This window comes from Nocardia rhamnosiphila NBRC 108938, from assembly GCF_000720425.1.
In the GTDB taxonomy this organism is placed as follows: domain Bacteria; phylum Actinomycetota; class Actinomycetes; order Mycobacteriales; family Mycobacteriaceae; genus Nocardia; species Nocardia rhamnosiphila.
Genome location: NZ_JOAJ01000003.1, coordinates 465,330 through 487,754 on the forward strand (window position 1 = coordinate 465,330; position 22,425 = coordinate 487,754).

Annotated in this window: 24 protein-coding genes; 9 read left to right on the forward strand and 15 right to left on the reverse strand. The window is 68.7% G+C overall.

From position 1 onward, the window contains the following. Nucleotides 1–57 precede the first annotated feature (57 nt). From IG75_RS0113985 to IG75_RS0114000, 4 genes are all read right to left on the reverse strand, one after another. Complete coding sequence (locus IG75_RS0113985; RefSeq protein ID WP_030521691.1) at nt 58–510, reverse strand: flavodoxin family protein; 453 nt, start codon at nt 508–510, stop codon at nt 58–60. Between the two features lie 31 nt (nt 511–541). Then, nucleotides 542–985: a hypothetical protein gene (locus IG75_RS0113990; RefSeq protein ID WP_030521692.1), complete on the reverse strand. Its 444-nt coding sequence runs from the start codon at nt 983–985 to the stop codon at nt 542–544. A gap of 53 nt (nt 986–1,038) precedes the next feature. Further along, nucleotides 1,039–1,791, reverse strand: coding sequence for a 4-hydroxy-tetrahydrodipicolinate reductase (dapB, locus tag IG75_RS0113995; RefSeq protein WP_030521693.1), 753 nt, complete (start codon nt 1,789–1,791; stop codon nt 1,039–1,041). A 177-nt stretch (nt 1,792–1,968) separates the two neighbouring features. Further along, the gene (locus IG75_RS0114000; RefSeq protein WP_030525792.1) at nt 1,969–3,069 is read right to left on the reverse strand and encodes an alcohol dehydrogenase catalytic domain-containing protein; all 1,101 of its coding nucleotides are present in this window, start codon (nt 3,067–3,069) and stop codon (nt 1,969–1,971) included. Nucleotides 3,070–3,206: 137 nt separating this feature from the next. Between IG75_RS0114000 and IG75_RS0114005 the strand changes: the two genes are divergently transcribed. Then, nucleotides 3,207–3,602 carry a VOC family protein gene (locus tag IG75_RS0114005; protein ID WP_030521695.1) on the forward strand — a complete coding sequence of 132 codons (396 nt, stop codon included), beginning with the start codon at nt 3,207–3,209 and terminating at the stop codon, nt 3,600–3,602. 2 nt (nt 3,603–3,604) lie between these two features. Here the strand turns inward: IG75_RS0114005 and IG75_RS0114010 are convergent, their stop codons facing one another. Further along, nucleotides 3,605–4,804: an MFS transporter gene (locus tag IG75_RS0114010; RefSeq protein WP_030521696.1), complete on the reverse strand. Its 1,200-nt coding sequence runs from the start codon at nt 4,802–4,804 to the stop codon at nt 3,605–3,607. Nucleotides 4,805–4,895: 91 nt separating this feature from the next. Here IG75_RS0114010 and IG75_RS0114015 point away from each other — a divergent pair, with 91 nt between their 5' ends. Then, nucleotides 4,896–5,234 (forward strand): ArsR/SmtB family transcription factor, encoded by a 339-nt coding sequence (locus IG75_RS0114015; protein ID WP_051714565.1) that lies wholly within the window; start codon nt 4,896–4,898, stop codon nt 5,232–5,234. Between the two features lie 95 nt (nt 5,235–5,329). Here the strand turns inward: IG75_RS0114015 and IG75_RS0114020 are convergent, their stop codons facing one another. From IG75_RS0114020 to IG75_RS0114035, 4 genes are all read right to left on the reverse strand, one after another. Further along, nucleotides 5,330–6,745: a M16 family metallopeptidase gene (locus IG75_RS0114020; protein WP_081876860.1), complete on the reverse strand. Its 1,416-nt coding sequence runs from the start codon at nt 6,743–6,745 to the stop codon at nt 5,330–5,332. After that, nucleotides 6,720–9,017 (reverse strand): polyribonucleotide nucleotidyltransferase, encoded by a 2,298-nt coding sequence (locus IG75_RS0114025; RefSeq protein WP_030521699.1) that lies wholly within the window; start codon nt 9,015–9,017, stop codon nt 6,720–6,722. The genes IG75_RS0114020 and IG75_RS0114025 overlap by 26 nt, the downstream gene beginning before the upstream one ends. A gap of 399 nt (nt 9,018–9,416) precedes the next feature. Beyond that, complete coding sequence (gene rpsO, locus IG75_RS0114030; RefSeq protein WP_030521700.1) at nt 9,417–9,686, reverse strand: 30S ribosomal protein S15; 270 nt, start codon at nt 9,684–9,686, stop codon at nt 9,417–9,419. A gap of 186 nt (nt 9,687–9,872) precedes the next feature. After that, nucleotides 9,873–10,838, reverse strand: coding sequence for a bifunctional riboflavin kinase/FAD synthetase (locus IG75_RS0114035; protein ID WP_030521701.1), 966 nt, complete (start codon nt 10,836–10,838; stop codon nt 9,873–9,875). Between the two features lie 272 nt (nt 10,839–11,110). Here IG75_RS0114035 and IG75_RS0114040 point away from each other — a divergent pair, with 272 nt between their 5' ends. The 3 genes from IG75_RS0114040 to IG75_RS0114050 all read left to right on the forward strand — a co-directional run bounded on the left by IG75_RS0114040 (nt 11,111) and on the right by IG75_RS0114050 (nt 13,909). Next, on the forward strand, nt 11,111–11,854 hold the full coding sequence (locus IG75_RS0114040; RefSeq protein WP_030521702.1) for a metal-dependent transcriptional regulator: 744 nt from the start codon (nt 11,111–11,113) through the stop codon (nt 11,852–11,854). Between the two features lie 249 nt (nt 11,855–12,103). After that, nucleotides 12,104–13,351, forward strand: a complete 1,248-nt coding sequence (locus tag IG75_RS0114045; protein ID WP_030521703.1) for an aspartate aminotransferase family protein — start codon at nt 12,104–12,106, stop codon at nt 13,349–13,351. Between the two features lie 63 nt (nt 13,352–13,414). Then, on the forward strand, nt 13,415–13,909 hold the full coding sequence (locus IG75_RS0114050) for a DUF3830 family protein (protein ID WP_030521704.1): 495 nt from the start codon (nt 13,415–13,417) through the stop codon (nt 13,907–13,909). 36 nt (nt 13,910–13,945) lie between these two features. Here IG75_RS0114050 and IG75_RS0114055 read toward each other — a convergent pair whose 3' ends face one another. Continuing rightward, on the reverse strand, nt 13,946–14,491 hold the full coding sequence (locus tag IG75_RS0114055) for a pyridoxamine 5'-phosphate oxidase family protein (protein ID WP_210436806.1): 546 nt from the start codon (nt 14,489–14,491) through the stop codon (nt 13,946–13,948). Between the two features lie 29 nt (nt 14,492–14,520). On the opposite strand from IG75_RS0114055, the gene IG75_RS0114060 reads away from it, so the two are divergent. Next, nucleotides 14,521–14,964 carry a winged helix-turn-helix transcriptional regulator gene (locus IG75_RS0114060; RefSeq protein WP_081876916.1) on the forward strand — a complete coding sequence of 148 codons (444 nt, stop codon included), beginning with the start codon at nt 14,521–14,523 and terminating at the stop codon, nt 14,962–14,964. 122 nt (nt 14,965–15,086) lie between these two features. Here the strand turns inward: IG75_RS0114060 and IG75_RS0114065 are convergent, their stop codons facing one another. Further along, on the reverse strand, nt 15,087–16,490 hold the full coding sequence (locus IG75_RS0114065) for an amidase (protein WP_081876861.1): 1,404 nt from the start codon (nt 16,488–16,490) through the stop codon (nt 15,087–15,089). A gap of 13 nt (nt 16,491–16,503) precedes the next feature. After that, nucleotides 16,504–17,469: a D-2-hydroxyacid dehydrogenase gene (locus tag IG75_RS0114070; RefSeq protein WP_030521708.1), complete on the reverse strand. Its 966-nt coding sequence runs from the start codon at nt 17,467–17,469 to the stop codon at nt 16,504–16,506. 107 nt (nt 17,470–17,576) lie between these two features. On the opposite strand from IG75_RS0114070, the gene IG75_RS0114075 reads away from it, so the two are divergent. From IG75_RS0114075 to IG75_RS0114085, 3 genes are read left to right on the forward strand one after another with little or no spacing between them, the layout of a single operon-like run. Beyond that, nucleotides 17,577–18,296, forward strand: coding sequence for a maleate cis-trans isomerase family protein (locus tag IG75_RS0114075; protein ID WP_210436807.1), 720 nt, complete (start codon nt 17,577–17,579; stop codon nt 18,294–18,296). Between the two features lie 45 nt (nt 18,297–18,341). Beyond that, nucleotides 18,342–19,073, forward strand: coding sequence for a maleate cis-trans isomerase family protein (locus tag IG75_RS0114080; RefSeq protein WP_030521710.1), 732 nt, complete (start codon nt 18,342–18,344; stop codon nt 19,071–19,073). Then, the gene (locus IG75_RS0114085; protein WP_030521711.1) at nt 19,060–19,740 is read left to right on the forward strand and encodes a GntR family transcriptional regulator; all 681 of its coding nucleotides are present in this window, start codon (nt 19,060–19,062) and stop codon (nt 19,738–19,740) included. The genes IG75_RS0114080 and IG75_RS0114085 overlap by 14 nt, the downstream gene beginning before the upstream one ends. A 10-nt stretch (nt 19,741–19,750) precedes the next feature. On the opposite strand, the gene truB is transcribed toward IG75_RS0114085, so the two are convergent. From truB to IG75_RS0114100, 3 genes are all read right to left on the reverse strand, one after another. Beyond that, complete coding sequence (gene truB, locus IG75_RS0114090) at nt 19,751–20,650, reverse strand: tRNA pseudouridine(55) synthase TruB (protein WP_030521712.1); 900 nt, start codon at nt 20,648–20,650, stop codon at nt 19,751–19,753. Continuing rightward, nucleotides 20,650–21,318: a 4'-phosphopantetheinyl transferase Npt gene (npt, locus tag IG75_RS0114095; RefSeq protein ID WP_030521713.1), complete on the reverse strand. Its 669-nt coding sequence runs from the start codon at nt 21,316–21,318 to the stop codon at nt 20,650–20,652. Before npt ends, truB begins: the two co-directional genes overlap by 1 nt. A gap of 99 nt (nt 21,319–21,417) precedes the next feature. Next, complete coding sequence (locus IG75_RS0114100; RefSeq protein WP_156058934.1) at nt 21,418–22,377, reverse strand: metallophosphoesterase family protein; 960 nt, start codon at nt 22,375–22,377, stop codon at nt 21,418–21,420. Nucleotides 22,378–22,425 lie beyond the last annotated feature (48 nt).

Below are 22,425 nucleotides of genomic sequence, written 5' to 3' on the forward strand. Positions count from 1 at the left end.
TATGGCGGTCCGGGCGTGGCCGGTCATCCCTATTCCCGGGGAGGGTGAGCCATGAGGTCAGCCCATCAGCCGGGCGGCCACCGTGGCGCCCAGCTCCCAGCAGCGCTCGAGATCGTCCTTCGCCGGCTTGCCCATCACCACCACCGGATTCGCCGCCTTGACCCAGCCGAGTCCGGTGGTTATCGATTCCACACCCCGCTCGGCACCTTCGGCGCCCTCGTTCCCGTGGATGTACAGCCCGTACGGCCGGCCACGGGTGCTGTCCAGGCACGGGTAGTAGCAGGTGTCGAACGCGTGCTTCAACGCACCGGACATGTAGCCCAGGTTGGCCGGGGTGCCCAGCAGATAGCCGTCGGCGGCCAGCATTTCGTCGGGAGTGAGCGCCAATGCCGCACGGCGGACCACATCCACCCCTTCGATCTCCGGGTCGGTCGCCCCCGCCAGGACCGCTTCGAACATCGCCTGCATATGCGGGGACGGCGTGTGGTGGACGATCAGCAACCTCGGCACCTCGCCGAGCCTAACGGCTCCCGGCGGCGGTTCAGGCTCCGGTGCGGCGCTCGTGTTTCTCCAGTTCCACCGCGCGGCGCATGGTGTCGCGGGCCCGGGACCGATCGCCGGCGCAGTCGTAGGCACGCGCCAGCCGGTAGGACACCCGCCAGTTGTCGGGGTCGGCCTCCCACTCCTTCTTCACCGACAGGAACAGTTCGTCGGCGGCCGCGCGTTCGATCCGGCCGGACGGGCGACGCGGCAGCTCCGCGGTATCCAATTCCAGGCCCTCATCGTGGATCCGGCGGGCCAGCCGCTGATGATCCAGCGCCGACCGCAGCGTGGACACGACCATCCACACCCCCAGCAGCGGCAGGATCAGCACCCCGACACCCAGCGCGACTGCCGCGACCTCACCCGAGGTCAGCAGCGCCACCGCGATCCGGCCCAGCCACAGGAAGTAGAAGACCAGCGCCAGCACCAGCGCCGCCACCATCGCGACGATCTTCCAGGACTCCCGGTCGCGGCCGGACGCACCGGCGGAATCGCTCACAGGTCGAGGAACGGATCGAGGCCGACGGTGAGCCCCGGCCGCAGCCCGATCTGACGCACCCCGAGCAGTACACCGGGCGCGAACGACGAGCGGTCGATCGAATCGTGGCGGATGGTGAGCGTCTCACCCTGGGTCCCGAACAGCACCTCCTGATGCGCCACCAGACCCGCCAGCCGCACCGAATGCACCCGTACCCCGCCGACCTCCGCCCCGCGCGCACCCTCGAGTTCGGTGGTGGTGGCATCCGGGATCGGCCCGGCGCCGGCCTTCTCCCGGGCCGCGGCGATGAGGCCGGCGGTGCGGTAGGCGGTACCCGACGGCGCGTCGGCCTTGTTCGGATGATGCAGCTCGATCACCTCGACCGATTCGAAGAACCGGGCGGCCTGTTCGGCGAAACGCATGGACAGCACCGCCCCGATCGCGAAATTCGGGGCGATCAGCACCCCGACCTCCGGCCGGCCGGCCAACCAGCCCCGCACCTGATCGAGCCGCGCCTCGTCGAACCCGGTCGTCCCGACGACCGCGTGGATTCCGTTCTCCACGAGGAAATGCAGGTTGCCCATCACCACATCGGGGTGGGTGAAGTCGACGACGACCTGGGTGCCGGATTCGACGAACCGGCTCAGCGGATCGTTCTTGTCGACCGCGGCGACGAGCTGGAGATCGGCGGCCGCCTCGACGGCGGCACAGATGGCCTGCCCGACCTTGCCCTGCGCTCCCAGAACACCAACCCGAATCGGTTCCGTCACCTCGCCACTCCCTGTTCGTCGTCGACCTGCGATCCGAGCCTACTGTGTTTATTTGCGCGCCTCCGGCGCGCGGGGTCGAGGCCCCCGAAGGTCCCGCCGTTCAGGCCTCGAGACTCGCGCTTCGCGCATGCACTTCGAGGCCTGAACGGCGGGACGGGCCTCGACCCGGAACACAGATCAGAACATGATCACCTGGCGGAGGGCATGGCCGGCAGCGAGTTCGTCCATGGCACCGTTGATATCCGCCAGCCCGATCCGGGCGGAGATGAGTTTTTCCACCGGGAGGCGGCCCTCGCGCCACATCCGGACATACTCGGGAATATCACGCGAGGGGACCGCCGAGCCGAGGTAGCTGCCGACGATCGAGCGACCCTGGGCCACCAGACCCAGGGGTGAGATGGTCGCGCGGGCGTCGGGGGCGGGCAGGCCCACCGTCACGGTGACACCGCCGGGCGCGGTGGCCGCGACCGCGCTCTCGAAGGCCCGGGCGGAGCCGACCGCTTCGACCACGACTTCCGCCTGGACACCCCGGTCGGCGACTTCGGCGGGCGTGTGCGCGCTCCCGGCCCCGAGTTCGCGGGCCAGCGCCAGTTTGTCCGGGACCGTGTCGACGGCGATCACCTCCCGGACCCCCAGGGAGACCGCCACCAGGACGGCCGCCATACCCACACCGCCGAGGCCCACCACCATGACCCGGTCGGTCGCGGCCGGTTTCGCCGAGTTCAGCAGGGCACCGCCGCCTGTCAGGACCGCGCATCCGAGCACGGCGGCGACTTCCGGCGGCACGTCGTCGTCCACCGGCACCACGGAACGCCGGTCCACCACCGCGTGGGTCGCGAACCCGGAGACTCCGAGATGGTGCTGGACTTCGGCGCCGTCGCGGTGCAGTCGGCGGCCGCCACCGAGCAGTTCGCCCGCGTTGTTGGCCGCGCTACCGGGAATACACGGGGTCCGGCCACCGGAAGCGCAACCGGCGCATTCGCCGCAGCGCGGCAGGAAGGTCATCGCGACCCGCCGCCCGACGGGCAGGTCTACGCCGGGACCCGCTTGGACGACCTTGCCCGATGCTTCGTGTCCGAGCAGCATCGGTACCGGTCGCACCCGGTTGCCGTCGACCACCGAGAGGTCGGAGTGGCAGAGGCCGGCGGCTTCGATACGCACCAGGATCTCGCCGGGCCCGGGGTCGGCGAGCTCGAGCTCGCTGATGGTGATCGGCGCCGACTCGGCGTACGGCACCGGTGCGCCGATCCGTTCCAGGACTGCCCCACGAATTCTCATGGTCACCACGGTAGGCCGCGCCGGGGTTTCGATCATGATCCGGTTCGGACTATTCTCCTGTGGCGTGATGGTGCTCCCGTTGGCCGCCTTGTACCGAGCCCGGGGTCGGGACCATCACGACTCGAGGAGATATTCCTTTGTCCGTTCAGTTCAACCACACCATTGTCGGATGCCGTGACAACCGCGAATCGGCCGAATTCTGGGGCGATATCCTGGGCGTGGAACCGGGCGCCCCATGGGGCCACTTCATTCCACTCGTCACCGGCAACGGGGTCACGTTCGATTTCGCGAACGTTCCTCCGCATATCACCGAGATCCAGGGCCAGCACTACGCGTTCCTGGTCTCGGAGCAGGAGTTCGACGCCGCCTACGCCAAGATCCAGCGGTACGGTCTCGAACACTGGGCCGACCCGCAGCAGAAAGCCGCGGGCGAGATCAACCACAACGACGGCGGGCGCGGCGTCTACTTCTTGGACCCCAGCGGTCACTATATGGAGTTGATCACCGTGCCCTACGGGGGATGGCCGGCGTAGCCCTACCGGGTGCCGCGGCGCAATCCCAGCGTCGCGGCACCCAGGCAGGCCACCGCGACGACGCCCACGAACCAGGGGAACACCGTATGCAGGCCCCAGGTCGTGGCGGCCCAGCCCGCGAGGACGGTCGGCAGCGCCATGGAGGTGTAGGCGAGCAGGTAGTAGGCCGACATGGTCTCGCCCCGCCGGTGTTCGGGCACCACATGGGAGAGGTGGCGCAGCGACCCACCGAAGCCGAGGCCGAAGGTGGCACCGAGCAGGACACCGGCCGCCAGTACCGCGACCCAGTTGTGCGTACCCAGCGCGGGCACGGTCAGGACCAGGGCGACGGCCATTCCGATATCGCCGCCGACGGCCGCGCGCCGGGCCGGGATGGCGGTGGCGAACAATTGGACGAGCGCGGCCGCCGTCGCGGTCGCCGCCACCACGACCCCGCCGAAGACGAGATTGTGGATACCGGTCTGCTGCGCGGCCAGCGACGGATACAGCGACAGCAGTACGCCGAGCACCGACCACGCGGCCATGACCCCCATCGCGGCGAACCAGAAGTCTGCGCGGATCTCGCGGGGTACGGCGGGACGGGCGATGCGGATCCGGCCGGCGGCCCGCGCCGCGTGCGGTTCGCGTAATGCCAGTACGCCGGCGGTGACGAGCAGGCAGACAATGCTGATCACCACATACGGTGTGCGCAGCGGATGGGGTGCGTACTGGGCCAGCAGCGCCGAGCCCATGATGGCCACCGCCATACCCACATTGAACGCGACGCCGGTGAGCTGACCCGAGCGCGCGCCGCGATGCGGTCGTAGGTCGAGCAGCGCCGCCGCCCCGGCGACCACGGTGGCGCCGACGGCCATTCCGTGCAGGGCGCGGGCGAGTAGCAGCATGGGCACGGTATCGGCGAGTACGAACACCACCAGGCCGGCGATCATCACCGCGAACGCCCCGAGCAGGACGGGTTTGCGCCCGACCACATCGGAGATCCGGCCCGACACGAGGACTGCGCCGAGGGCCGCGATCGCGTAGACCGCGAAGACGACGGTGGTGGTCAGCGGGGAGAGATGCCACTGCTGTTCGTAGAGACCGTAGAGCGGGGCCGGTACACCGGAGACCCCGAGAGCGACGCCCGTCGCACCGAGGACGAGACCGTAGGCCCAGGGTTGGATCGTTCTTTCGTCGGTGAGTACCGCCGCTGTCGCTGCCATGAGAACCCCGAAACAGGTAAGTTTGACGTTGATCGAACTGCATCGAGCCTAAACCTAGGTTCGATGATCATCAAACCCGAGCGAGTAGATCATGACGCAGACCACACCGACCACGGATACCCCGACCCCGGTGGCCCCGCTCCCCGTGGTCCTGGCCGCACTCCAGGACCCGGTGCGCCTGGAAATGGTCCGCCGCCTGCACAACGCGGACGACGCCGTACGCTGCGCCGCACTCTACGAAGTGATCAACAAATCGACCGCCACCCACCACTTCAAGGTGCTGCGCGAAGCCGGTGTCATCGAACGCCTGATGATCGACGGCCAGACCCATCAGCGACTGCGCACCGGCGATCTCGACCGGGCCCTGCCCGGCCTGCTGGACTCCGTCGTCGGCGCCGCCAATCGCGCGGCCCCCCGCCGAGACGACTGACCGCCGAGCGGGCGAGGCGGCCGGCTCGGCGACACAGCGATACCTGCCGCCTGCAGCACCGAACCGGGCGAGACCCGGTATTCGAGCCGAGTCGTTCAGCTCGCGGCGAGTCGGCGCACCGGCGCCGGGAGATCGCGGACCCGCTGATACGGCCCCGCCACCGACGCGGCGAACGGCCGGGACAGCAACGCCGCCGCGACCTCGCCGACCTCCTCGGTGGTCACCGCGTCGATCCGGGCCAGCGTCTCGGACACACTGCGATGGTTGCCGTAGCTGAGCTCACTGCGGCCGATCCGGTTCATCCGGGACGCCGAATCCTCCAGACCCAGCACCAGCCCGCCGCGCAGCGAACCCTTGGCCCGGGCGCATTCGGCATCGGTGATCCCGTCCGCCGCGATCTCCTCGAGTACCCCGCGGGCCAGCGTCGCCACCTCACCGAGATTCTCCGGCTGGCAGCCCAGGTACACCGAGAACGCGCCGGTATCGGCGAAGGTATCCACACTGGAGTACACCGAGTAGGCGAGCCCTCGTTCCTCCCGGATCCGCTGGAACAGCCGGGAACTCAGGCCGCCGCCGACCACTGTGTTGAGCACCGACAGCGGCCACCGCAGCTGTCCTTCGTGGCGGCCGTAGGCCCGCACCCCGAACACCAGATGCGCCTGTTCGCTGTCCCGGTTGGACCAGGTCAGCCTCGGCTCGTCCCGGGTACGGAACCGGCCCTCGCGCCGCGGCGCGGGCAGCGCGCCGGGGTCGAGCCGGCCGGCGACCGCGCGATGTACCAGTTCCACGGTGTGCTCGTGCTCGATATTGCCCGCGACCGCGACGACCATCCGGTCGGGGGTGTAGCGGCGCTGATGAAAGGAACGCAGCTGGCTCGCGCGCATCCCCTCGATGGATTCCACCGAACCGATGATCGGGCGGCCGATCGGGTGATCACCGAACAGCGCGGTGAGGAAGGCGTCACCGACGAGATCCTCCGGATCGTCGTCGCGCATCGCGATCTCCTCCAGCACGACCTGCCGTTCCACATCGACATCGGCCGCCCGGCACAGTCCGTTGAGCACCACATCGGTGACCAGATCCACCGCCAGCGGCAGATCCTCGTCCACCACGTGGGCGTAGTAGCAGGTCTGCTCCTTGGCGGTGAACGCGTTGAGTTCGCCACCGACGGCATCCATGGCCTCGGCGATATCCAGCGCCGAACGGCTCGGCGTGGCCTTGAACAGCAGGTGTTCCAGGAAATGCGCGGCACCGGCGACGGTCGGGCCCTCGTCGCGCGAGCCGACCCCCACCCATACGCCGACAGACGCCGAACGCACGCCGGGTACGTGCTCGGTCACCACGCGCAGACCACCCGGCAGGACGGTACGCCGTACTCCGTAGTCGATATCGACCGTTTCGCCGATCCGCCACGCCGATGACGAACCCCCCTGCCCACTCGGGCGCAGGGGGGCCGTCGTTTTCTGCTCCGTCACACGACCAGTACTACTCGGTCGCCGCCGCGTCCGCATCGGCGGGCGCTTCGTCGGCGGTCTCGTCGACGGGGATCAGCGAGATCTTGCCGCGGTTGTCGATATCGGCGATCTCCACGCGCAGTTTGTCGCCGACGTTCACCACGTCCTCGACCTTGGCCACGCGCTTGCCGTTGCCCAGCTTGGAGATGTGCACCAGGCCGTCCCGACCCGGCAGCAGCGAGACGAACGCACCGAAGGCGGTGGTCTTGACCACGGTGCCGAGGAACCGCTCACCGACCTTCGGCAGCTGCGGGTTGGCGATCGCGTTGATCGCGTCGATCGCCGCCTGCGCCGACGGGCCGTCGGTGGCGCCGACGAACACGGTGCCGTCGTCCTCGATGGAGATATTGGCGCCGGTGTCCTCGGTGATCTGGTTGATCATCTTGCCCTTGGGCCCGATCACCTCGCCGATCTTGTCGACCGGGATCTTGATGGCGGTGACCCGCGGGGCGTAGGGGCTCATCTCGTCCGGGGTGGCGATGGCCTCGGCCATCACGTCCAGGATGGTGGTGCGGGCGTCGTGCGCCTGGCTCAACGCACCGGCCAGCACCTGGGAGGGGATACCGTCCAGCTTGGTGTCGAGCTGCAGGGCGGTGACGAAGCCCCGGGTACCGGCGACCTTGAAGTCCATATCGCCGAAGGCGTCCTCGGCGCCGAGGATATCGGTCAGCGCCACATAGCGGACCTCCTGCGCGCCGGCCTCGTTGGTGACGGTGTCCGACACCAGGCCCATGGCGATACCCGCGACCGGCGCCTTCAGCGGCACACCGGCGTTGAGCAGCGACAGGGTCGAGGCGCAGACCGAACCCATCGAGGTCGAACCGTTGGAGCCCAGCGCCTCCGACACCTGCCGGATCGCGTACGGGAACTCCTCCTGGCTCGGCAGCACCGGGATCAGCGCCCGCTCGGCCAGTGCGCCGTGGCCGATCTCGCGGCGCTTGGGCGAACCGACCCGACCGGTTTCACCGGTCGAGTACGGCGGGAAGTTGTAGTGGTGCATGTAGCGCTTGGAGGTTTCCGGGCCGAGCGAATCGACCTGCTGCGCCATCTTGACCATATCGAGGGTGGTCACACCCATGATCTGGGTTTCGCCGCGCTCGAACAGCGCCGAACCGTGGGCCCGCGGCACCACGGCGACCTCGGCCGACAGCGCCCGGATATCGGCCAGACCGCGGCCGTCGATCCGGAAACCGTCGGTGAGGATGCGCTGACGGACCAGCTTCTTGGTGACCGAGCGGAACGCGGCCCCCAGCTCCTTCTCCCGGCCCTCGAACGATTCGCCGAGGCGGGACAGCACCTCGAGTTTGATCTCGTCGATCTTCTCGTCGCGCTCCTGCTTACCGGCAATGCTCAGCGCCTCCGACAGCGGCGCCTTCGCGGCGTCCTCGACGGCGGCGTACGCGTCGTCGGCATACGGCGGGAACAGCGGGAATTCCTCGGTGGGCTTGGCCGCGAGCTCGGCCAGGTCCTGCTGCGCCCGGCACAACCGCGCGATGAACGGCTTGGCGGCCTCGAGCCCCTCGGCGACCACGGCCTCGGTCGGCGCCTGCGCGCCGCCGTCGATCAGCGCGATCACATTGTCGGTGGCTTCGGCCTCGACCATCATGATCGCCACATCACCGGTGTCGGTGACCCGGCCGGCCACGACCATATCGAAAACAGCCTTCTCCAGCTGCTCGACGGTCGGGAAGGCGACCCACTGGCCACCCGCGGCGGTACCCACCGCCGGATCGTTGATCAGGGCGACCCGAACGCCGCCGACCGGGCCCGAGAACGGCAGGCCCGAGATCTGGGTGGACGCCGACGCCGCGTTGATGGCGACCACGTCGTAGAGATCCTTGGGATCGAGGCTCAGTACGGTCACCACGACCTGGATCTCGTTGCGCAGGCCGTCGACGAACGACGGGCGCAACGGCCGGTCGATCAGCCGGCAGGTGAGGATCGCGTCGGTGGAGGGACGGCCCTCGCGGCGGAAGAACGAACCGGGGATCCGGCCCGCCGCGTACATCCGCTCCTCGACATCGACGGTCAGCGGGAAGAAGTCGAACTGGTCCTTGGGGTGCTTACCGGCGGTGGTCGCCGACAGCAGCATGGTCTCGTCGTCCAGGTAGGCGACGACCGATCCGGCGGCTTGTTTCGCGAGCCGGCCCGTCTCGAAACGAACCGTGCGGGTGCCGAAACCGCCGTTGTCGATCAGCGCGACGGATTCGAAAACACCCGGTTCGACCTCGATGGCCGAGCTCTTCGAGCGTTCAATCGTTTCTGGCATTTCTCTGTTCTCAACCTCTCGTCTCGCCGGATACAGCGCCCGGTGGCGCGATCCGGCTGTGTCAGCCGTACCAGGTTCGAACGCGGCGCGTCGGCGGAACCGCGGTGACCGTCGGGGTCAGCGGTGGCCGTATTCGTGCTGCGGCGCGTACACCCGGCCGGGCTCCCCTTGGAGCCGGCGACGCGGAGGCGGTCATCGATCGAAGCTCTCCGGCGTATCACATCCGGGCCGAAAAGCCACTACCGAAGACCGACGCCACGAGCGCGGGTGTGCACGGCTGGTTCTGTCGTTCCGTGCCCGGGAGACCCCCGGTACACGAAAATGCCGACGAGGCGATTGTATGCGCCCCGTCGGCATACGTACCGCCCGGCTCATCGAACCGGGCGTGTTCAAGATCGATCAGCGCCGCAGACCGAGGCGTTCGATCAGGCTGCGGTAGCGGTTGATGTCGTTGTTCTGCAGGTACTTCGACAGCCGCTTGCGGCGACCGATCAGCGCCATCAGCCCGTGGCGGGTGTGGTGATCGTGCTTGTGCACCTTCAGGTGCTCGGTGATATCGGAGATACGCTTGGTCAGCAGCGCGATCTGGGCCTCCGGCGAACCGGTGTCCGTCTCGTGCAGACCGTACTCCGCGAGAATGGTCTTCTTCTGCTCGGTGGTCAGCGCCATGGGGCATCCACTCCTGTTTCTCAGTTCCGCGCACAAGGACCCGGTGACCGCAGCACCCGATATTCGCCGACAGCGCATATCGTGATGATCCGGCCGGATATCCGGGGTGGGCGCCGCCGCGGACCGCAGCAGACCCGACGGGCGACTCTACCCGAGCGGTCACCGCCCGCCCGCGCCGGGCCGGGTTCAGCTCTCGGAACCGAGGATCTTGCGGGTCGCGTCCACATCCCGGCCCATGACCGCGACCAGTTCGTCGACCGAATCGAATTTCCGCATCCCGCGCAGATGGTCCACGAAATCCACGGCCACATGCTGCCCGTAGAGATCGGCCTCGCGGTCCAGGACATAGGCCTCGACCGTCCGGGCCCGGCCGGAGAAGGTGGGGTTGGTACCGACCGAGATCGCGGCCATCACGGGCTCGCCGGGAGTCACGGTGCCGATGGTCGGCCCGGGGCCCAGCACGGTGAACCATCCCGCGTAGACCCCGTCGGCCGGAATGGCGGCATGCATGGGAGGCGCGACATTGGCCGTGGGAAAGCCCAGTGTGCGGCCTCGGCCGTCGCCGCGCACCACCACACCCTCGACCCGGTGCGGGCGGCCCAGCGCCTCGGCGGCGGCGGCCATATCGCCGGCGTCGACACAGGCGCGGATGTAGGTGGACGAGAAGGTGACGGCATGCTCGCCCAGCAAGGTCACGCCGTCGACCTCGAACCCGAACCGGCCGCCGAGTTCGCGCATGGTGTCCACGGTGCCCGCGGCCTTCTTGCCGAAGGTGAAATTGTCGCCGACCACCACTTCGCTGACGTGCAACCGCTCCACGAGCAGGTCGTGCACGTACTCGCCCGGGGTGAGCTTCATGAAGTCGTGGGTGAAGGGCATAACACAGAAGACGTCGACGCCCAGTTCCTCGGCGAGTTCGGCGCGCCGGGTGAGCGTGGTGAGCTGCGCCGGATGGGAACCGGGCCGGATCACCTCCATGGGGTGTGGATCGAAAGTCATCAGCACCGCCGGGACATCACGGGCGGCAGCGGACTTCACCGCCCGGCTGATCAACTGCGCGTGTCCGCGATGAACACCGTCGAACACGCCGATCGTGAGAACGCACCGCCCCCAGTCCGCGGGTACGTCGTCGAGACTTCGCCACCTCTGCACAGACGCCAAGCCTACGCAAACATGCGGCCGTACCGTATTCGGGTGCGACCGGTGTTCGACTGCGCAACGCCCGGGCGAACACCGGGTTTCCCGGAGACGGCGCAATATGCGTACCTCCGCATCCGCTCCGGCCGTGCGCGTCCGCATGCCGGCAACCGCACCCAACCACCCCCCGGACCAGAACCTCGGCCTACCTCCGCATCCGCTCCGGCCGTGCGCGGACTGCGGATGGGCTACGCCCACCAGCGCCATCTAGGTGTATCGCCCCGGAAATGCTTAAGCTCGTGATTGTGCCCGGAAAACGAGATATCGCCACCCGACGGGACCTCGCCGACGCCGGGGAATCGGTCGCTCCGGGACTGTCGTCGGTGGCCCAGGACTATCTGAAAGTCATCTGGACCGCCCAGGAGTGGTCGCAGGAGCGGGTGAGTACCAAACTGCTCGCCGAGCGGATCGGCGTCTCCGCCTCCACGGTCTCGGAGGCCGTGCGCAAATTATCGGACCAGGGCCTGGTCGAGCACGCCCGGTACGGCTCCATCACCCTGACCGAGGACGGCCGCCGCGCCGCCATCGATATGGTGCGCCGGCACCGCTTGATCGAAACCTTCCTGGTGAGCGAGCTGGGTTACGGCTGGGACGAGGTACATGACGAGGCGGAGATCCTCGAACACGCGGTCTCGGATCTGCTGATGGCCCGGATCGACGCGAAACTCGGGTTCCCCGACCGGGATCCACACGGTGACCCGATCCCGTCGGTGGACGGGGCGGTGCCCACGCCGCCCGCGCGCCGGTTGAGCGATTTCGAGGCCGGCGAGTCGGGCCGGGTGGCCCGTATCTCCGATTCCGATCCGGAGATGCTGCGGTATTTCGATTCGGTGGGTATCGCCCTGGACACCGTGATCGTCGTGGTGGAGCGGCGAGATTTCGCGGGCACCATCGCGGTGCGGATCGGGCGCGAGGAGTCCCTGACCGATCTGGGCAGTATCGCCGCCGAGGCCATCTGGCTGCGGGAATGATCCCGGGCCCGCGACCGGAGCGGACGGCCGGGGTGCGCACCTAACGCACCGCCGCGCGACACGCGGGCGACGAGAGGCCGGCCGAACGTATACACCGACGACCCGCACGGCGTGAACCATTGCCGCGGGCGGTGCCGCCGTGCTATTCATATTGTCAACAATCCGACAATTTCCGAGTGGCCTTCCACTCGGCTTCGCACACCCGTCGGTCCGGCGCGCCGCACCGACTGTCCCGGGAGGCGGAACACCATGGCCGAACTTTCCCCGATCCTGAAGCAGGCCACACCGGTCACCGTCGATCACGGCGCCGGCTGCTACCTCTACGATGTCGACGGCCGCCGGTTTCTCGACTTCACCGCCGGTATCGGCGTCACCAGCACCGGCCACTGCCATCCCCGGGTCGTCGCGGCGGCGCAGGAGCAGGTCGGCAAACTGATCCACGGGCAGTACACCACCGTGATGCACCGGCCGATGCTGGAACTGACCGAACGCCTGGGCATCGTGCTGCCCGCGGGCCTCGACTCGGTGTTCTACGCCAACTCCGGCAGCGAAGCCGTCGAAGCGGCGCTGCGGCTGGCCCGCCAGGCCACCGGCCGGCCCAATGTGATCGTCTTCCACGGTGGTTTCCACGGCCGCACCGTCGCCGCCGCCACCATGACCACCTCCGGCACCCGCTTCTCCGCCGGTTTCGGCCCGCTGATGTCGGGCGTACACGTGGCGCCCTTCCCCACCGCCTTCCGGTACGGCTGGACCGAGGCCGAGGCCACCGCCTTCGCGCTGCGCGAACTCGACTACATCTTCGCCACCCTCACCTCCCCCGCGGAGACAGCCGCGTTCATCGTGGAGCCCGTACTCGGCGAGGGCGGCTACATCCCCGGCAACCGCGAGTTCTTCCAGGGCCTGCGCGAACGCGCCGACCGCTACGGCATCCTGTTGATCTTCGACGAGATCCAGACCGGCTTCGGCCGCACCGGAAAGTTCTTCGGCCACCAGCATTTCGACGTCCGCCCCGATGTGATCACCATGGCGAAGGGGCTGGCCAGCGGCTTCCCCATCTCCGGGATCGCCGCTTCGGCAGAACTCATGGGCAAGGCCTGGCCCGGATCGCAGGGCGGCACCTACGGCGGTAACGCCGTGGCCTGTGCGGCCGCCCTGGCCACCCTGGACGTGATCGAATCGGAGGGGTTGGTCGAGAACGCGGCGGTCCGCGGCGACCAGCTGCTGGCCGGTGTGCGCGCGGCCGAAACGAAAGCCGTCGGCGACGTCCGGGGTCTCGGCCTGCTGGTGGGCTCGGAGTTCATCACCCCCGACGGCACCCCGGACCGGGAAACCGCCACCGCCGCACAGCAACTGGCCGCCACCAAGGGCCTGTTGCTACTGACCTGCGGCGCCCATATGAACGTGGTGCGGATGATCCCGCCGCTCATCGTTTCCGAGGCCCAGATCGCCGACGCCCTGACCATCTGGTCCGAGGTCCTCGCCGAACTGGGCAGCTGACCCACCTCGCGAAACCCCCGGCAACGTCGCCGACCCCACCCGTACGACGCCCAGGACGGATCGATGGCCCGCTACCTCACGATCACCCTCACCAAGACCGGACTCACCTGCCGCGCCCGCCTGCTCGACGACGAAGCGCCGCGCACCTGCGCCGCGGTATGGGAGGCCCTCCCCCAGGAAGGGAATGCCTTCCACGCCAAATACGCTCGCAACGAGCTGTACACGCTGGTGCCCCGGATCCCCGGCGCCCCGCACCGGGAGAACCCCACGGTCACCCCGATCCCGGGTGACGTCTGCCTGTTCGACTTCGAACCCTGGGAGATCGGCAATCCCGCCTACGGGTACGAACCGGGGTCGACCGCCCATCACGAACAGGGCGCCACCGATCTCGCCCTGTTCTACGGCCGCAACAACCTGCTCATCAACGGCGATCTGGGCTGGGTGCCCGGCAATGTCTTCGCCACCATCGAGGAGGGACTGCCGGAACTGGCCGCCACCTGCAACACGCTGTGGCTGCACGGCGTCGCCGGGGAAACGCTCGCCTTCGCCCGGGGCTGAAACCCTGCGGGCCCGGTGTCCAGAGCCGCGGGCCGGTCACGGTCGGCGGTCGGGGGAAAGGGTGTCGCCGTACAGTCGGGCGACTCGAAGCCTGATGACCAGCCGATCGTCCTCGACCATGTTCGCGAAGAAGGTGGGCGCATCGTCGGGATTATCGAATTCAGGGAACATGGTGAGCATTTCGCGGCCGGTGGCGTCTCCCGGGATCGTGCTCACCGGCGAGACCTCCGCGGTGCCCTCGGCCACCGCGAAGGTGAGATGGTCCGGGCTGCTCACATAGAGCGCGGCGTACGGGTCCCGGATGAGTTGGCGTACTTTCGCGCGGCCGGCCGTCGAGCCGATCGAAATCGTGCGCGGTGCGGGGTCCCATCGGTAGGCCACGGTCGAGAGGTGCGGATGCCGGTCGCGTTTGTTGGTGGCCAGCGCTCCCATGCGATGGGTGGCGAGAAAACTGTCCAGCCGGTCGGCCGACAGTCGGGTCGGTGACGCGCCTCGACCCGGTTCGTACCGCGCTTGCTCGATATCGGTCATGGTGACCCCTTCGCTGGCGCCCGGATTGTTACTGAAAACATGATCTGTCACCGTCGTTCCGGGTGGAAGAAGGCACATTCGTGTTCCAGAGGCACAGCGATGTTCCAGTGCAGGCCACGGCCGTCGGCGCCGGCGACTCCCGGGACCCGTCCCTGGATCGGGCATGTTCGGTGCTGGAAGTCCTGAACCGGGTCAGCGGCAAATGGGCGATCGGCATCCTGCTCCTGACCACCCGGCGACCAATGCGTTTCACCGAGCTGGAACGCGAGATCGACGGCGTCAGCAGGCGAATGCTCACGCTGACCCTGCGCGCTCTCGAACGTGACGGCCTGCTGACCCGCACGGTCTACCCCACGATCCCACCCAGGACCGAGTACGAGGCGACAGCGATGGCGCGCGAGCTCTATCAGGCCCTGCTGACCCTGACGGACTGGGCCGACCGCTACCACCACACCATCGCCGCGGCACGCCGAACCTACGACGAGCGGACCACGCCCGGGAGCACGTCGACCGGAATACCCTGACCGGCACGCATATCCGTCCTCGGGCGCGATACGAACCGACGCCTCCGACGAGCGCGCCGCACCGTCCGGCAGGCGAGGCGCCCGCCGCACCGGCATCGCGCCGGCGGGGCGACCCCGTCCGCTCAGAGCCCGGCCAGTACCGCCTCCGCGTACCGCCCGATCGCCAGCACCAGGTCGTCGGAGTGCCGGGGTCCTACGATCTGTAGCCCGACCGGCATGCCGTCGCTCGTCCGCCCGGCCGGAATGCTGAGCGCGGGTTGCTGGGTGAGATTGAACGGATATGTGTAGGGCGTCCAATCCGGCCAGTCCGACATATCGCTGCCGGGCGGCACGTCGTGGCCGGCTTCGAACGCCGTGATCGGGACCGTGGGGGTGAGGAGGATGTCGTAGGCGGTGTGGAACGTCCCCATGGTGATCGCCACCTGGGCGGCGACCGCGCGCGCGTCGAGATAGTCGGTCGCGGTGAGGGTTTCACCGTGTTCCCAGACCCGCCGCAGGCCGGGGTCGGCATTCTCGCGCGCACCCGCCGGGAAGTTCGCCAGCATCGCCGCGGCGCCCGCCGCCCACATCACATCGAAGGCGTCGCGCGGATCGGGGAAGCCGGGATCGGCGGCCGAGACGCGCAACCCGGCGGTCTCGAGCGCGTGCACGGCCGCGGACACGATCGCCTCGACCTCCGGATCGGGCCGGATATAGCCCAGCGTCGGCGAATAGGCGGCGGTGACGCCGCGGACATCGCGCTGGATCTGGCCGCGGAACGTGGTCAGCGTGGGCGCGAGCGCGGTGGGATCGCGCGGATCCGGGAGCGCGAGGATATCGAGCAGCAGTGCCGCGTCCTCGACCGTGCGGGTCAGCGGCCCGCCGTGGGCCAGCGGGCCGAACGGGCTGGCCGGGTACAGCGGTATGCGGCCGTGGGTGGGTTTGAATCCGACGATGCCGCAGAACGCGGCCGGGATCCGCACGCTGCCGCCGCCGTCGGTGCCGACCGAGACCGGACCCATTCCGGCGGCGACCGCCGCGGCGCTGCCGCCGGAGGATCCCCCCGCGGTGCGGGTGGGGTCGACGGGGTTGCGGGTGATTCCGGTGAGCGGGCTGTCCGTCACGCCCTTCCAGGCGATCTCCGGTGTGGTCGTCTTACCGACGATCACCATGCCGTCCTCCCGTACCCGGGCGGCGACGGGACTGTCCACCGGCCACGGGCCTTCCGGGCCGATACTCAGGGAGCCGCGCCGGGTGGGCCAGCCCTCGGTGAGGAAGATGTCCTTGATCGAGATGGGTACCCCGTCGAGCAGGCCGCGGACGTGCCCGGACTGCCAGCGGGCCTCGGAATCCTTGGCCTGCACCAGCGCCCGGTCGGGGTCGACGAGGCAGTAGGCGTTGATACCGGGATCGCGGGCGGTGATGGCGGCGAGCACGGCCTCGGTCGCTTCGACCGGGGACAGGATCCCGGCGGCATAGGCCGAGACCAGTTCCACCGCGGTCATCTCGACGGGGTCGGTTGGTCGCGGGGTCTCGGGTCGGCTCATCTGAGGCCCTCCTTCAGCCGGGCACGTACCCGAGCGTTTTGTCGACGACATTGTCCAGCGGACGGCCGGCCGACCAGCGGTCGAAGTTGGCGGCGAACGCGGAGACCATCTCGGCACGCCAGCCGATGAAATCCCCGGAGTTGTGCGGCGTGATCCGCGCGGTGGGCAGGGTCCACAGTGGATGGCCGGACGGTAGCGGTTCCGGGTCCACCACGTCCAGCGCGGCGCCGGCGATTCCGTCCGAACGCAGGGCGGCGACGAGGTCGTCGGTCACCACGAGTTCGCCGCGGCCCACATTGATGAACCGGGCGTGGGGTTTCATGGCGCCGAACGCGCGGGCGTCGAACATATGCCGGGTGCGGTCGGTGAGCGGGGCGATGGCGATCACGTAGTCGGCGCAGGGTAGTTCGGCGTACAGGTCGGTGCTCACGACACCGAAATCCGGATCGTCGTGGCGGGCCCGGCGGCCCACCGCCCGTACCCGCATCCCCGCGGCACGCAGCAGTCCGGCGATGGCCCGGCCGATCGCCCCGGTGCCGACGACGAGCGCGGTGGCGCCCGAGATACGCTCGGATTCACGGTGCCGCCAGACCTGCCGTTGCTGGAGCCGGTGGGAGCCGGTGAGATCCTTGGCGAAATCCAGGATCTGCCCGAGAACGTATTCGGCGATCGCGGTGTCGAAGACGCCCCGGGTATTGGTGACGACCACGTCACTGTCGCGCAGTTCGGGGAACAGCACGGTATCGACACCGGTCGCGGCGACGTGCACCCACCGCAGCCGGTCGGCCGCGGGCCAGGCGTCGGGCAGCGCGTGCGTCTGGAAGTCGTAGACGAAGAGCACCTGCGCGCCGGGCAGCGCGTCCGCCAATCCGGCGGAGTCGGTGTACCGCACCGTGGCCCGCGCACTCACCGGCGCCATGAGGGCCGGATCGGGCGGACGGCCACTGTGCACAACGGTGACAATCGGTCCCGATTCCATATTGACACGATATGGTCACATCGTATGATTGTCAACAATCCGATCGTTCTCGGAGGTCTTCCCGGCTGAGTGCGAGAGGGGCCGCAGTGGAGTTCGATTTTCCTGATATGGAGGGCCCGGTCGCGCAGCGGGGCATCGGTGTCATCGCACCGTTCGACCTGGCGCTCGAGCGCGAACTCTGGCGCTGGGCACCGCTGGAGGTGAGCCTGCACCTGGCGCGGACACCGTACGAACCGGTACCTGTCTCGCTGGCCATGGCCGAACTGGTTTCCGACGCGGTGCATCTGACGGCCGCGACGCGCAATGTGCTGCACGTCGAACCCGAGGTCGTCGCCTACCTGTGCACCTCGGGCAGTTTCATCAAGGGCATCGAGTACGAACGCTCGCTGCGCGACACCATCTGCCGCGCCGGCGCCGCGAACGCCGTCACCACCTCCGGCGCGCTGCTCGAGGCCGTCCGGCATCTCGATATCGGCCGGATCTCGATCATGACCCCCTACGACGAAGTGCTCACCGGAAAACTACGCGATTTCCTCGACGAGGCCGGCTGCACGGTGGTCCGCTCCGAACACCTGGGCCTGGGCGGCGGTATCTGGAAAGTCAACTACCGCACCATCGCCGAACGGATCATCGGCGCCGACGACCCGCAGGCCGAGGCCATTTTCGTCAGCTGCACCAATCTGCCCACCTACGACATCATCGAACCGCTGGAAAAGGCACTGGGTAAGCCGATCCTCACCGCCAACCAGCTCACCATGTGGGCCTGTCTCGGCCGGATGAAACTGCCCATGATGGGCCCCGGCCGATGGCTGCTGGAAGTGTTCTGAGATATGCCGTCCCCCGATAGAGCCCGATTCGAGAACGGAGACCCCATGACGGCACCCACGATCGGTTTCATCTACCCCGACCACGCCGCCGAGGACGACTACCCACGCGCGGAATCGCTGCTCGGCGTCCGCCTGCCGGTGGCCCATATCTACGGCACCGATCTGCACGCGATCCCGGAACTCCTGGATCTGGGCAGCCCGGACAAACTGCGGCACGGGGCAGAGCAGCTCGCCGCACAGCAACCCGGCGCGGTCGTCTGGGCCTGCACCTCCGGCAGTTTCGTCTTCGGCCCGGACGGCGCCCGCGAGCAGGTGCGCGGCCTGGCGGAAGCCGCGGGCGTACCCGCCTCCAGCACCAGCTTCGCGTTCGTCTCGGCGGCCCGAGCGCTCGGCGTGGACCGGGTGGCGGTAGCGGCGAGCTACCCCGACGAGGTCGCCCGGCTGTTCGCCGATTTCCTGGCCGACGCCGGGATCACGGTGGTCGCGTTCCGGAGCGCGGGTATCGAAACCGCGGCGGAGGTCGGCACGCTCACCACCGAACAGGTACTCGAACTCGCCGTCGCCAACGACCACCCCGACGCGCAGGCGCTACTGATCCCCGATACCGCCATGCACACACTCGAGGTACTGCCGAGGCTGGAAGAAGCGCTGGGCAAACCGGTGCTCACCGCGAACCAGGTCACCATCTGGGAAGGATTGCGGCTCATCGGCGCAACCCCGATATCGTCGTCGCTGGGCGCATTGTTCGCGGAAGGATCTGCACATGTCGGTGGTTGATTTCGAACCGGTCGATCAGCGGTCCACCGCCGAAGTGATCGCGGACAAACTGCGCGAGGCGATCGTGCGCGGCGGTCTGGAACCGGGCGCCCAGCTGGGCGAAGCCGATCTGGCCGCGCAGTTCGGGGTCTCCCGGGGGCCGGTCCGGGAAGCCATGCAGCGCCTGGTGTCGGAGGGATTACTGCGCAGTATCCGCAATCGCGGCATCTTCGTCATCGAGCTGACCCTCGCCGATGTCGTCGATATCTACCGTGCCCGCACCGCCATCGAGGGCGGAGCGCTCACCCTCATCCTCGACGGCCGCCGGGAGATCGCCTACGCGGCACTGGCTCCGAGCGTGCAGGTCATGGTCGACCGGGCCGAGGCCGGGGACGCCGCGGGCGTCTCCGACGCCGACCGGCAGTTCCACGAGGCGCTCGTGGCGGCCGCCGGCAGCCCGCGGCTGGTCCGGGCGGCGCGCACGCTGCTGATCGAGACCCGGATGTGCCTGGGCGCCCTGCAGACCACTTACCCGGACCTGGGAGTCCAGGCCCAGGAGCATGTGGCGTTGCGCGAGGCGATCGGGGCGGCCACAGCGCCCCGGATACACCGGCTGCTGCGTGAACATATGGACGACGCGGTCCAGCGGCTACGCGGCCGGTACACCGCCGAACCGATCCCCGGCTGACTCCGGGCGATCAGTCGATCAGCCCCCGCGGGCGCACCACCAGCACCGGCGAGGCACGATTGCCCTTCTCCTGGAGCAGCGCGATCACCTTCTCGTCCGCGGTGCGGGCGGCATATACGCCCGCTGTCCCCACAGGATCCAGCCAGCGCCCGTCCCGCAGTTTCTCCGCCTCGGCGGCGTCGATCGTGCGCTGCGGGAAACACAGGGCCACCGCCGCATCGATATCCAAACCGGGCGGTGGATCCTCGGCCAGTTCCTCCAGCGTGCGCGCGTGCTCCAGCGTGAACGGCCCGACCCGGGTCCGCCGCAATGCGGTCAGATGGCCGCCCACTCCGAGCGCCGCACCCAGATCGCGGGCCAGCGCGCGCACATAGGTGCCCGACGAACAATCGACCACCACATCCAGATCGACCAGGCCCTCGTCCGGAAGGTCGCGACGCGCCAGCACCTCGAACCGGGAGACGGTGACCGGACGCGCCGCGAGTTTCACCTCTTCACCGGCCCGATGCCGGGCGTAGGCACGCTCCCCACCGACCTTGATCGCGCTCACGGTGGCCGGCACCTGCTGGATCTCACCGGTGAGTGTGGCGACCACCCGCGCGATCCCGGCGTCGTCGATGCCGTCGGCCGCCGTGGTGGTGAGCACCTCACCCTCCGCGTCGTCGGTGGTGGTGGACCGGCCCAGGCGGATGGTCGCGGTATAGCTCTTCGTGGTGAGGGTGAGCAGTCCCAGCAGTTTGGTGGCACGTTCCACCCCGAGCACCAGCACCCCGGTCGCCATGGGATCGAGCGTGCCCGCATGCCCGACCTTCTTGGTGCGCAGCAGTTTTCGCGATTTCGCCACGATATCGTGGCTGGTCGGGCCCTCCGGCTTGTCGACGATCAGCAGACCGCCCAGCAGATCCGCCATCAGCTGTACGCGATCGCGGTGACGATGAAACCGCCGGTGATCCGCCAGCGTCCGTCGAAGGAGGTCAGCGGCAGTCCGCCGTCACCGGTCTGCCCGGGTACCAGCAGCTGCGACCGGAAGGCCCCCGAGCCGGTACTGTCGGTGGCCTCGTCCACGGTGAAAGTGATGTGCGCGTCCTCGAAACCGAGCCAGCGGGTGGTGAGCGGGAACCACGCCTTGTAGGTGGCCTCTTTGGCACAGAACAGCAGGCGATCGAGGTGTAACGCGGAATCGCTGGTGCGCAACCATTCCCGTTCGGCGGGCAGGCTCACCGAATCGAGAACTCCTTCGGGCAGGGTGTCATGTGGTTCGGCGTCGATCCCGATCGACCGGTAGCGCATCTTGTGTGCCAGTGCCGCCCCGCGGAAGCCGTCGCAATGGGTGAGGCTGCCCACGATCCCACGCGGCCACACCGGCGCGCCGCGCTCCCCCTTGCCGATCGCCACCGCCGGTTCGCCGAGCTGCGCCAGGGCCTGACGGGCGCAGTGCCGCGCGCCGATGAAGTCACGTCGCCGCTTGTCCACCGATTTCGCGATGAGGTGCTCCTCGGCGGGATGCGGTTTCAGATCCTCCGGATAGTCGAACAACTCGGCGGAGGCGACATCGGCGGGCAGGATTGTCTCGATCATCGTCGCCGAGCCTACTGGGTGCGCACCCGGCGACGCCGGGCACACCGCCTACTGCCCGCGCGCGGCGCTGCCGGGAACCCGGGGGTACGGCCGGGCACCTCAGTCGAGCCCCCGCCGGCGCTGTGCCTTGGCCCGCATCTCCGCCGCGGCGGCCGCCATCTCGGGCGTCACCCGGAAATGGCCGCCCCATTCGTTCAGATCGCCCGGGGCGTACTTCGGGTCGGGCAGGATCTGGCGCAGCAGGTTGTCGGGCTTACCGCGCTTCTGCCATTCCCGCGGATAGCCGAGCGAGACCTCCTCGAACCGGACCCCGTCGTGGAAGGTGGTCCGCGGGATGTGCAGATGCCCGTACACGGCGCAGAGCACGTTGTAGCGGGTGTGCCAGTCGGCGGTCTGCTCGGTCCCGCACCACAGCGCGAACTCCGGGTACCAGAGCATATCCGTGGGCTCGCGCAGCAGCGGGAAATGGTTGATCAGGACCAGCGGGGTGCCCTCGGGCAGATTGTCGAGCCGGCGCCGGGTCGCCCGCAGCCGGGCCTCGCACCAGGCGTCGCGGGTGAGGTAAGGGTCCGGCGACAGCAGGAATTCGTCGGTGGCCACGACATTGCGCTCCCGCGCGATCGCCAATCCCTCGGCCTTGGTGCGGGCGCCCTCGGGCCGGAACGAGTAGTCGTAGAGCAGGAACAGCGGAGCGATGGTCACCGCGCCGCCGTGGGCCTCGGCGCCCGCGCCGGTCCACACCGGGAACGGGTCCTCCGGGGTGAGCACGTCCAGATCCCGGCACATCGAGACCAGGTAGTCGTAGCGCGCCACCCCGTGCATCTGCACCGGGTCCTTGGCGGTGGTCCACAGTTCGTGGTTGCCGGGCACCCAGATCACGGTGGCGAACCGCTCCCGCAGCAGTTTCAACGCCCAGCGGATATCGTCGCTGCGTTCGGCGACATCGCCGGCGACGATCAGCCAGTCCTCCGGGGAATCCGGACGGATGTCCTCGACCACCGGCTTGTTGCCCTGGTGACCGACATGGATATCGCTCACCGCCATCAACTTGGGTATCACCACACCCACCTTCGCATATCGCCTGCGTCGCCCGGCACCTCTGTACCC

What these genes read in the sequence shown, in the direction of transcription:
- IG75_RS0114020 (WP_081876860.1), bottom strand. Translation starts at nt 6,745, where the DNA reads ATGCGGACGCGGCGGCGACCGAGTAGTACTGGTCGTGTGACGGAGCAG.
- IG75_RS0114040 (WP_030521702.1), top strand. Translation starts at nt 11,111, where the DNA reads ATGCTTAAGCTCGTGATTGTGCCCGGAAAACGAGATATCGCCACCCGA.
- IG75_RS0114070 (WP_030521708.1), bottom strand. Translation starts at nt 17,469, where the DNA reads ATGGAATCGGGACCGATTGTCACCGTTGTGCACAGTGGCCGTCCGCCC.
- IG75_RS0113990 (WP_030521692.1), bottom strand. Translation starts at nt 985, where the DNA reads ATGGTGGCGGCGCTGGTGCTGGCGCTGGTCTTCTACTTCCTGTGGCTG.
- IG75_RS0114000 (WP_030525792.1), bottom strand. Translation starts at nt 3,069, where the DNA reads ATGAGAATTCGTGGGGCAGTCCTGGAACGGATCGGCGCACCGGTGCCG.
- IG75_RS0114045 (WP_030521703.1), top strand. Translation starts at nt 12,104, where the DNA reads ATGGCCGAACTTTCCCCGATCCTGAAGCAGGCCACACCGGTCACCGTC.
- IG75_RS0114015 (WP_051714565.1), top strand. Translation starts at nt 4,896, where the DNA reads ATGACGCAGACCACACCGACCACGGATACCCCGACCCCGGTGGCCCCG.
- IG75_RS0114050 (WP_030521704.1), top strand. Translation starts at nt 13,415, where the DNA reads ATGGCCCGCTACCTCACGATCACCCTCACCAAGACCGGACTCACCTGC.
- IG75_RS0114075 (WP_210436807.1), top strand. Translation starts at nt 17,577, where the DNA reads ATGGAGGGCCCGGTCGCGCAGCGGGGCATCGGTGTCATCGCACCGTTC.
- IG75_RS0114025 (WP_030521699.1), bottom strand. Translation starts at nt 9,017, where the DNA reads ATGCCAGAAACGATTGAACGCTCGAAGAGCTCGGCCATCGAGGTCGAA.
- IG75_RS0114080 (WP_030521710.1), top strand. Translation starts at nt 18,342, where the DNA reads ATGACGGCACCCACGATCGGTTTCATCTACCCCGACCACGCCGCCGAG.
- truB (WP_030521712.1), bottom strand. Translation starts at nt 20,650, where the DNA reads ATGGCGGATCTGCTGGGCGGTCTGCTGATCGTCGACAAGCCGGAGGGC.
- IG75_RS0114010 (WP_030521696.1), bottom strand. Translation starts at nt 4,804, where the DNA reads ATGGCAGCGACAGCGGCGGTACTCACCGACGAAAGAACGATCCAACCC.
- rpsO (WP_030521700.1), bottom strand. Translation starts at nt 9,686, where the DNA reads ATGGCGCTGACCACCGAGCAGAAGAAGACCATTCTCGCGGAGTACGGT.
- npt (WP_030521713.1), bottom strand. Translation starts at nt 21,318, where the DNA reads ATGATCGAGACAATCCTGCCCGCCGATGTCGCCTCCGCCGAGTTGTTC.
- IG75_RS0114065 (WP_081876861.1), bottom strand. Translation starts at nt 16,490, where the DNA reads ATGAGCCGACCCGAGACCCCGCGACCAACCGACCCCGTCGAGATGACC.
- IG75_RS0114085 (WP_030521711.1), top strand. Translation starts at nt 19,060, where the DNA reads ATGTCGGTGGTTGATTTCGAACCGGTCGATCAGCGGTCCACCGCCGAA.